Annotated in this window: 3 protein-coding genes; 2 read left to right on the forward strand and 1 reads right to left on the reverse strand. The window is 70.8% G+C overall.

The features are described from left to right. Nucleotides 1-3: 3 nt before the first annotated feature. Both QF046_RS01650 and QF046_RS01655 read left to right on the forward strand, forming a co-directional pair. Nucleotides 4-516 carry a thioesterase family protein gene (locus tag QF046_RS01650; RefSeq protein WP_307365549.1) on the forward strand — a complete coding sequence of 171 codons (513 nt, stop codon included), beginning with the start codon at nt 4-6 and terminating at the stop codon, nt 514-516. A gap of 296 nt (nt 517-812) precedes the next feature. Then, nucleotides 813-8,183: a hypothetical protein gene (locus tag QF046_RS01655; protein WP_307365551.1), complete on the forward strand. Its 7,371-nt coding sequence runs from the start codon at nt 813-815 to the stop codon at nt 8,181-8,183. Nucleotides 8,184-8,753: 570 nt separating this feature from the next. Here QF046_RS01655 and QF046_RS01660 read toward each other — a convergent pair. Next, nucleotides 8,754-9,023: a hypothetical protein gene (locus tag QF046_RS01660; protein WP_307365553.1), complete on the reverse strand. Its 270-nt coding sequence runs from the start codon at nt 9,021-9,023 to the stop codon at nt 8,754-8,756. Nucleotides 9,024-9,190 lie beyond the last annotated feature (167 nt).

The following is a 9,190-nucleotide window of genomic DNA, read 5'->3' on the forward strand; positions in this document are numbered from 1 at the left end:
TTCTTGGGCGAGTCATCGGCTGCACCGATCGAGCAGATCGGCGAGGACGGGCGACTGCACATCCCGATCCAGCTGCGCTGGGGCGATCTCGACGCGTTCAACCACGTCAACAACACCTCGATGCTGAAGCTTCTGGAAGAGGCGCGCGTGCGCGCCTTCTGGAAGCCGGCACCGGGGGAGAGCGCCCCGGCCACAGCGATCCTCGACTCCAGCCTGTCGGCAGGTCTGCTGACGCTGATCGCGCGGCAGGAGATCCAGTACCTGGCGCCGGTGCCGTATCAGCGACACCCTCTCGACATCCAGATCTGGTTCGGCAAGCTCGGCGGCTCGAGTGTCGACGTCTGCTACGAGGTGCACAGCGACCCCGCCGCGGAGCAGCAGGCGCTGTATGCGCGCGCGACGACGGTTCTCGTACTCGTCGACGCGAAGTCGGGGCGCCCTGTGCGGCTCTCCTCGGAGATGCGCGCGGCCTGGCAGCCCCTCGTCGCGGAGCCGCTGACGTACCGGCGCGGCTGAGTCGACCATGCCTTCGGCGGCATCCGGCCGACGGAGAGCACCCGACATCCGCGTCAGAGCGTGGCCATTCACATGCCCGCACGGGAATGGATGGGCTTTCGCCGGGGTGCGCGGGAATCGTCCTTGACTTCCCTGCAGAAGGAGGGCTACGTTTGCGCCAGATCGGCTACGGCCGGTCGTAGGGGATCTGAGACGGACGCCGGGGTTCGGGGGAACCGCTCGCGGAAGGTGCGCCGGCGCGTTGTTGTTGTCGAATACGAACGACAGGGCGCGTCATGGGCTGGAGAGTCGGGGCAATGCGTTTTCACAACGCAGCCTTCGGTGCGCTCGCCTATGCGACGGCGATCGCCGTCGCGCTGAGCGTCGTTCTCCCCGTCGGCGCACCCAGCAGCCCGGCATTCAGCATCTTCGCTGCGGGCGACTCGGTGCAGACGCCCGAGACGCGGATGGGCGACGCGATCGGCGCCGTACCCGTGGCTGTGGAGACAGGGGCCGACGAGCCCGAGATCCGCGTGGAGGTCTACGGGGTTCCGGACTCCGGCACGGCGCAGCCCGTGGTGGGCCAGCCCGCCTCACTCGGCTCCCGACCCCTGGATGCGACGGCACCCACCGACCCGCCCGCGCCCGCCGATGCGACGACGACTGAGCCCGCGCCGGCACCGCAGGAGCCCGTGTCTGCGGACCCTGCGACCACGGACCCCGCGCCAGCCCCCGCGGAGGAGGCTGCGCCCGAGCCGGTCGCGCCTCTCGTGACCGCGGATCCGGCCCCCGCCGATCCCACGCCCGTGGATGCCGTCGTCGAGACGACCGCTCCGACGGGCGGCGACACCTTCGCGCCGTCCGATGCGCCGCAGCCGGCCGACGGCATCGGCGCGACCGAGCCTGCGGCATCCGCCGTACCCGCACCCTGGCTGATCTCGATGACGGGGACGGCCGGAACCCTCGTGGTCAACCCGGACGGCACCGTCACCTTCCAGGGCGTCACTCGTCCTCTCGCCGAGATCTCGGAGATCCGGATCACCGGCACGGACGGCGACGACACCCTCACCATCGACCTCGGCGCAGACGATCCGGGCATCGCCGTCGTGTTCGATGGGGCGGCAGGGTTCGACACTCTCGTCACCCGCGGCGCGCAGGGGCTCGACTCCCGCGCCGTCGACGCCTCGAGCGGCACGCTCGTCTTCGGGACCTCGGTGGTGACCTACACGAACATCGAGCCGATCACCGATACCACTCCGGGCAGCAAGACGCATACGCTCACGGCCGGCGACAACGACGCCGAGCTGCTCGCCGACCCGGATGACGTGACCCGGTTGCTCCTGCGCTCGGTCGGCGGCGACGCATTCGAGCAGATCAGCTTCGTCGCCCCGTCGCTCGCGGGCGAGACTCTGACGCTCGAGGGCGGGGACGGACACGACTCGCTCGTCGTGCGCGGGGGCATCGATCTCGGCTTCGCATCCTTCGTCGCCCACTTCGAATGGATCACGTTCGACGGCGCCCAGTACACCGGCGGAGCCCTCACCCTCGACGCGCAGGCGAGCAACCAGGACGGGGTGCCGCTGAACCTCGCCGACTGCACCGACTTCGACGACTTCAGCATCATCGGCTGCCTCGACCACGACGCCACGGCCCAGGTCATCATCGAAGACAGCACCATCGACGCGGTCGGCGACGTCACGTTGCGCGCCCACGCCGATGTGGTGCCCGACGCCACCGCACCCACCGCATACGCGGTGATCGTCGACTCCACCGCCACAGTCGCGGTGCGCGGCGCCTCCCGCATCACCGCATCGGGGGCGCTGTCGGCCACCGCCGAATCCGTCGTCGGACCCTTCGAACTCATCAAGCAGTACGGCGACGCGGCCATCATCAGCTCCACGGCCGCATCCACGATCGGCGGGACCTCGCTCATCGATGTCGACGGCGCGGTGAATCTGGCAGCGACCTCCACCGTCACAGCGGCGGCCACGCCGCAGACCGATTCGTCACGATCCGAGGGCACCACACCCGGCACGTTCGACGCGGCAGTCGCCGTCGTCATCGTGAACGCCGATGCCATCAGCCGCTTCACCGACACGGCGCACGCGGTGATCGGCGGAGCTCTCGGCATCAGCGCGACGAACACGGCCACTGTCACCGCCACGGGTGATGCCGCGAACGCCGGCAGCGGCGCCGGAATCGCCATCGTGTACCTCGCCCAGAACACCGAGGCCGCCATCGACTCGACGTCGCCGATCGCGACCACGGCGGCATCCCTGACGATCCTCGCCGATCAGACATCGACCGTGACCGCGCGCTCCAAGGCGGGCAAGGGCGGCGCGACGCAGAACAACAAGGCCAGCAACGGGGCCGACCGCGGAGCCGGTCAAGCATCCACCGACGACGGCGCGATCGACGTCGCCGGCGCCCTTTCCGTCGTCGTGCTCGACAACGACACCAGCGCCCACATCACCGGTGGCACCGTATCGACCAGCGGCGCGCAGGCGGTCACGGCACGGGCGAAGAACATCGTGATCTCCGATGGAGACGCCGGCACCACGGACGGCTCCGGTTCGGCCGGTGGCAGCGGGCTCGGCCTGGCGATCGGCATCGGCATCATCGTCGCGAGCATCCTCACCGAGGCGTTCCTGAGCGATGTCGTCCTGAACGCACCCGGAGGCGTCGCCGTCACGGCGTCCGACCCGGCAGCCGGCGACTCGAGCTACACGGCATCGGGCGTCTCCGGGCAGAACGGCGGCGGCTCCGCATCCATCGCCGGCTCCCTCGCCGTGGTCAAGAAGGACGCGCGCACCTCGGCGCAACTGCGCGGCACCGGAGACTTCGGAGGCAGCGCCGTGTCCGCATCCGCGCGCGGCAGTCACACCAGCTCTGCCAAGGCCACGGCCAAGCAAGCCGGCGGCGGATCGAACGGCACCGCGGTCGGCGTGGGCGCCTCCGTCGCGCTCAGCCTCATCAGCACCACTGTCGAATCGGGCGTCGCCGTCGGCGCCGCTCCGACCGGTCTCAGCGCGCTCACCGTCACCGCTGACGGCACCGACGCAGCCAGCACCGAGACGATCGGCGGCGCAGGCGGAGGGAGCACGGCATCCCTCACCGGCGTCGCGAGCATCGCGATCCACAACGTCCGCACCGTCGCCGGAATCCTCACCGGTCCGGCGCTCTTCGTGGCGGGGCCCGTCATCGCGACGGCCACGCAGACCGCCACCGCGGTCACCACCGCCACAGGTGCGACGGGCGCCGGCGCAGGCGCGACGCTGGCTGCGACCATCGCCTTCGCGCTCACCTCAGCCGACCACGAGGCGTCGGCCACGATCGACCGCGGACTCACCGCACAGGGCGCCGTTACCGTCACCGCCGAGAACACATCCAGCACCCGCACCTCCGCGGAAGCCAGCGCGGAGGGCGCGCCCGGAGAATCCGGCGGCACCGGCAAGGACACCACGGGCAAGGACGCGAACGCCAAGTCGAACGCGAAGCTCACGAATGCGTCCGGCCGCACCAGCGGGGGAGCCGGAGGCGGATCGACGACCCCCGCGGCACAGAACGAGGACGGCACCTCCGTCAGCGTCGCGGCGGCGCTCGCATTCAACCTGGTGCGCTCGGCCACCTTCGCGATGCTGTCGGCCGGGCAGACGCTCGTCACGACCGGCACGGCGACGTTCATCGCCCGCAGCAACACGGATGCCACCGCGACGGCCAAGGGCACGGCCACCAACTCCACCTCGGTCGGCATCGGCGCAGCTCTCGCCGTGAACAGGGTGCGCCTGATCAACCAGGCGGGCATCGGCATCGGCGCGTCCGTGCAGGCGGCGGGACTCACGATCACCGCCGCCGTGCGACAGGTCGGCACCGACGCGGTGCACGCGTTCGAGGCGACAGCCGAAGCCGGTGCGGGCAACACCGGGGGCAGCCTCGGCATCGCCGGTGCGTTCGCGCTCAACCTCGTCGAAGAGGACACCTCCGCCGCAGTCCTGGGCGACCCGGCACCGGGACCGCACCCCGGACCGACCCCCCTTCCCGGGGTCGCCATCGTCGGCGGCGGTGCCGTCGTCATCACCGCCGGCTCGAAGAGCACCGACAAGGCATCGGCCAAGGCGACCCAGTCCGGCGGGGCCACCGTGGGCCTCGGCGCAGCCATCGCCCTGAACCTGCCCACCCACCGCGTGTTCGCCGGGATCTCCCAGGTGAGCGACCCGACGCGCGGCCCACCAATGACCGGAGCAGGAGCACTGACGCTCACCGCCACACACGATGTCACGTTGACGACCCAGGCAGAGGCCGGCGGCAAGTCGGGATCCGTGACCATCGTGCCCTCCGTCGCCATCGTGGTGGCATCCATCCGCACCATCGCCTCGCTCGGAGCAGGCAGCACCCTGACAGCCTCGAGCATCACCGCCTCCGCCACCCAGAACGTCACCGCGACAACGACCGCCACCGGGTCGACCGTCGCAGGCAGCTCCGCCGGGATCGGCGTCTCGCTCGCCCTGGCAGTGCTCGACGACATCGTCGCCGAAGCATCCAGCGCTCGAAGCATCGACACCACCGGCGCCGTCTCCCTCACCGCCCATCAGCGAGTCGAGGTCGAGACCAAGGCCACCGCAGCCACCAAGGGCGCATCCCCCTCGGAGGGCTCGAGCGGAGGCGGCAAGGACGTCAACCAGAAGGCCGACGCCAACCTCGCCAAGGCCAACCAGAGCAAGCAGCAGAACGCCGGCGGCGGCTCGTCCACGAGCTCCACGCCGAAGGCCGCATCCGGCGAGAACGGCGGCAGCAGCGTCTCGATCGCCGGTGCGATCGCGATCAACGTCGTCGCGAGCACCGTGCGCGCCCTGTTCGCCGGCGGCATCACGATCGACGCCGGCGGAGCTGTGGCGCTGGAGGCGCGCGGCGACACGGATTCGAAGGCGGAGGCCGCCGGTGACTCCGCCACCGATGGCTCTGTCGGCATCGGTGCGGGAGTCGCGGTGCAGGTCGTCACGATCGTCGTGCGTGCGATCACCGGCGCCTCGACGATCACCGCAGCCGGGCTGACGGTCACCGCAGGGATGCTCAGTGGCGATGACGACGACGTCGTGCGGCGCTGGAACGGCAGCGGCTGGGAGCTCGTCGAGTCCGGGAAGCAGCTGCCCGGGCCGTCCAAGGACGACCTCGCGTTCGTGCGCACCAGCGCGGGCGACGGCGGCGACGACGGCCTCTACAAGTTCGACGGCTCGAACTGGAGCCTCGAGACCGACGTGAGCCTGACCGGCACCGTCGCGACGCTGCCCGCCGGCGCGACCGACGGCGAGTACTACCTGCTGAAGACCGCGAAGGACGGCCACCCCGCCGGCAGCGTCTGGAAGCGCGACGGCGGCGCCTGGGTGTTCGTCACGAAGCTCACGGTGAAGGAGAAGTCCGAGCTGCCGAAGGACGAGATCGACAAGGACTCGTGGTTCCAGCTCACCCAGGCCGACGGCGCGAACGTCGCGGGCTTCTACAAGCGCGACGACCAGCACAAGTGGATCCACCAGGCATCGGCCACGGTCGGCTCGGGCGATCAGCTGCCGCCGAGCCCCGCCGTCGACACCCTGTTCCGCCTGTTCGAGCACGAGGTCACCAGCATCGCCCGTGCCGGGGCAAGCAAGGCCACCAGCGTGGGGGTGGCCGGTGCGCTCGCGATCAACATCCTCGACAGCACCGTCGATGCGCTCATCAGCACCGGCGCCGTCGTCACCCTCGGTTCCGCGGCGGGCTCGGTGACCGCGCGCAGCAATGAGCGCGATGCGGTGCAGGCGACCAGCCGCGCCGAGGTGGGCTCTGCGACCGGTGTGGGCGCCTCGTTCGCCCTGCAGGTCATCGACGGCAGCGACGTGCGCGCCGAGGTGCAGAACGGCGCGGCGCTGACCGGCGGAGCGGGACTCACCGTCGCGGCGAACGGCCTGCGCGACATGAGCACGAAGGCAGAGGGCGGCACCGAGGGCGGCACGGCGGTCACGCCCGTGGTTGCGCTCGTCGTCAGTGTCGACGACGACGTGACGGCCCGCGTCGGCACCTCCGGCACCGACTACATCGGCACCGGCGCCATCTCGATCCGGGCGGTGCACACCCTGTGGGTCAAGACCGAGGGCAAGGCGGATGCCGCGGGCAAGAGCACCGCGGTCGGCGTGGATCTCGCGATCAACGCCGTCGTCGAATGGGACACGCTCGCCGAGATCACCCGCGACATGCAGGGCACGAGCGTCGAGGTGCTCGCCCTCTCCGAAGCGCGCACCGAGGCCCGGTCGGTCGCGAGTGCGAAGGGCGCGGAGGAATCGGATTCGAGCGGCGACCAGAAGTCGAACGAGCAGGTCAACGGCGCCGGCAACCCCAACACGCAGGGGACGAAGGACTCGACCGCGGGCCTGCCGTCCTCCAACGGCGGCACGAACGGCTCGAACGGCGCCCAGGGCGCCGATGGCGCCCAGTCCGGGCAGTCCGGCACCTCCGGTTCGCAGCAGAGCAGCACCACCGCTGTGGCGGCGGCGGTCGCGGTCAACTGGCTGGTCGCCACCTCGATCGCCCGGATCGCAGCGAACACGGTCGTGACCGCGACGACCGGTGCCGTCGTCGTGAGGTCGGAACTGCTCCTGCGGGCGTACGCATTCGGAGTCGGATCGGCGATCGACCTCGACTCCGGCGGCACGAAGGTCGGCGCGACGATCGGCCTCAACGTGCAGGATGCCGACAACGTCGCCGCCATCGGCGGCGGCGCCCAGGTCACGGGACAGACCGGCATCACGGTCGCCGCGGTTCTCCCCGACGGCGCGCGCAACGACTTCATCGTCTGGTCCTTCGCAGCGGGCGGAGGCAAGAGCACGTCCGTCGCCGGAAGCGCCGCCGTGCAGATCCTGCTGCTGACCACGGAGGCGAGCGTCGGCGCGGGAGCCGATCTCGATGCTCCCGCGGGTGGCGTCGCCGTCACCGCCGACCAGGCGATCGGCCTGCAGAACCTCGCGATCGCGGGCGCCCTTGTCCACCGGCTCGGGATCGGCGATCGGCGGTGCGTTCCTGGTCGACTTCCTCGAGGTCGGCACGCGAGCCTGGATCGATTCGACCGTCGGCACGCCGACCGGTGTCGACGCGACGGGCGCGATCGCCGTCACCGCGAAGAGCACGCTTGTCCCGCTCGTGCCCGAGGTGCCCGACCCCATCAAGGGCAAGATCGACTGGCTGAAGCTCACGAACGTCGCGATCGCCGGCGCGGCGAGCTCGGGTGGCGCGGCGGTCACGGGCGCGTTCATCGTCAGCATCCTGAACTTCTCCACACGCGCCTGGATCGGCGATGGCGCCGAGATCAACCAGGTCGGCAGCGCCGGCGGCTCCGCGCAGGACCTGACCGTGCGCGCGGAGGACGACCTCGAGATCGTCGATGTCGGCGGCACACTGGCGCTGAGCAAGGACTCCGCCGGGGTGGGGATCACGGTGGTCGTGGAGATCTCCAACTCCGATGTCCGGGCGTGGATCGGCGCCGACGCCTCGGTCCGCGCGGGCGGTTCCGTTCTCGTCGAAGCCGTCTCGTCGGAGGACTGGTTCGTGCTCGCCGTGGCCGGAGCCGCGAGCGCCGGCTCGGTCGCGGCGACAGGCTCGGTTCTCGTCATGGTCGCAGGCCAGGGCGGATCGTCGCCGCAGACTCTCGCCGAGATCGGTGACTCGCTCGTCGACGCCGCTGACGACATCACGGTGCACGCGCAGAAGACGACATCCGCAGACCTCGCGAGCGGCAACCTGTCGGTGTCGACGAGCGGCGCGGGGGTCGGCGCCTCCGTCGCGGTGGTCGTCCGCGACAGCCACGTCGCCGCACGTATCGACGACGGCGCCGACGTCAGGGCGCGAGACGATCTGACCGTCGAGGCCGAGCAGACCGGGGATCACCTGCTCCTGGCGGTCGGCGGTGCAGGTGGACAATCGGTCGGGGTCGGCGGGTCCGTCACGATCACCGTGCTGGACGACACCACGACGGCGGAGATCGGTGACGCCGCCCGGGTCAACTGCGTCGGAACATCGTGCACGAACGCCGGTCCGACCCTCACGCAGGACGTGGTCGTCCGTGCATCCGACGATATCGAGCTGTTGGCTCTCGCCGGCGTGCTCGCCGTCGGCGGCACGGCGGGCATCGGTGTGGGCGTCGATGTCCAGGCCGTGACGAAGACGACCGCAGCATCGATCGGCGCCGCCTCGATCGTGCGGGCGAACGGCGACATCGTCGTCGAGGCGGCCTCTCACGACGACTTCAAGTCGATCTCGGTCGGTGGGGGAGGCGGCGGCACCGCAGCGGTGAACGTCAACGTCACCGTTCCCGTCATCACGATCACCACCACGTCGACGATCGGCTCGGCGGCCGACCTCCGCGCCGGCGGCAACGTCATCGTCTCGGCCGACTCGGCACTCACGCTGTTCTCGATCGCCGGGAACATCTCGGTCGCCGGCACGGCGGCCGTCGGCGCGGGCGTGGCGGTCCCGGTCGTCACCAAGACCACCTCCGCGACCATCGGCGCAGGCGCCAGGGTCACCGCGCTGGTACTCGCCGGCCACATCACGCACGCGACCGTCAACGCGGGAAGCTACGCGACGACGGGCACCGACACCCGATTCGACCCGCGCGGCACCCTCGGCGGCTGGCCGGTGCCGTTCCCGCAGAGCCCGTTCGACGGCAAGG

This window comes from Microbacterium sp. W4I4 (genome assembly GCF_030816235.1).
Taxonomy (GTDB): domain Bacteria; phylum Actinomycetota; class Actinomycetes; order Actinomycetales; family Microbacteriaceae; genus Microbacterium.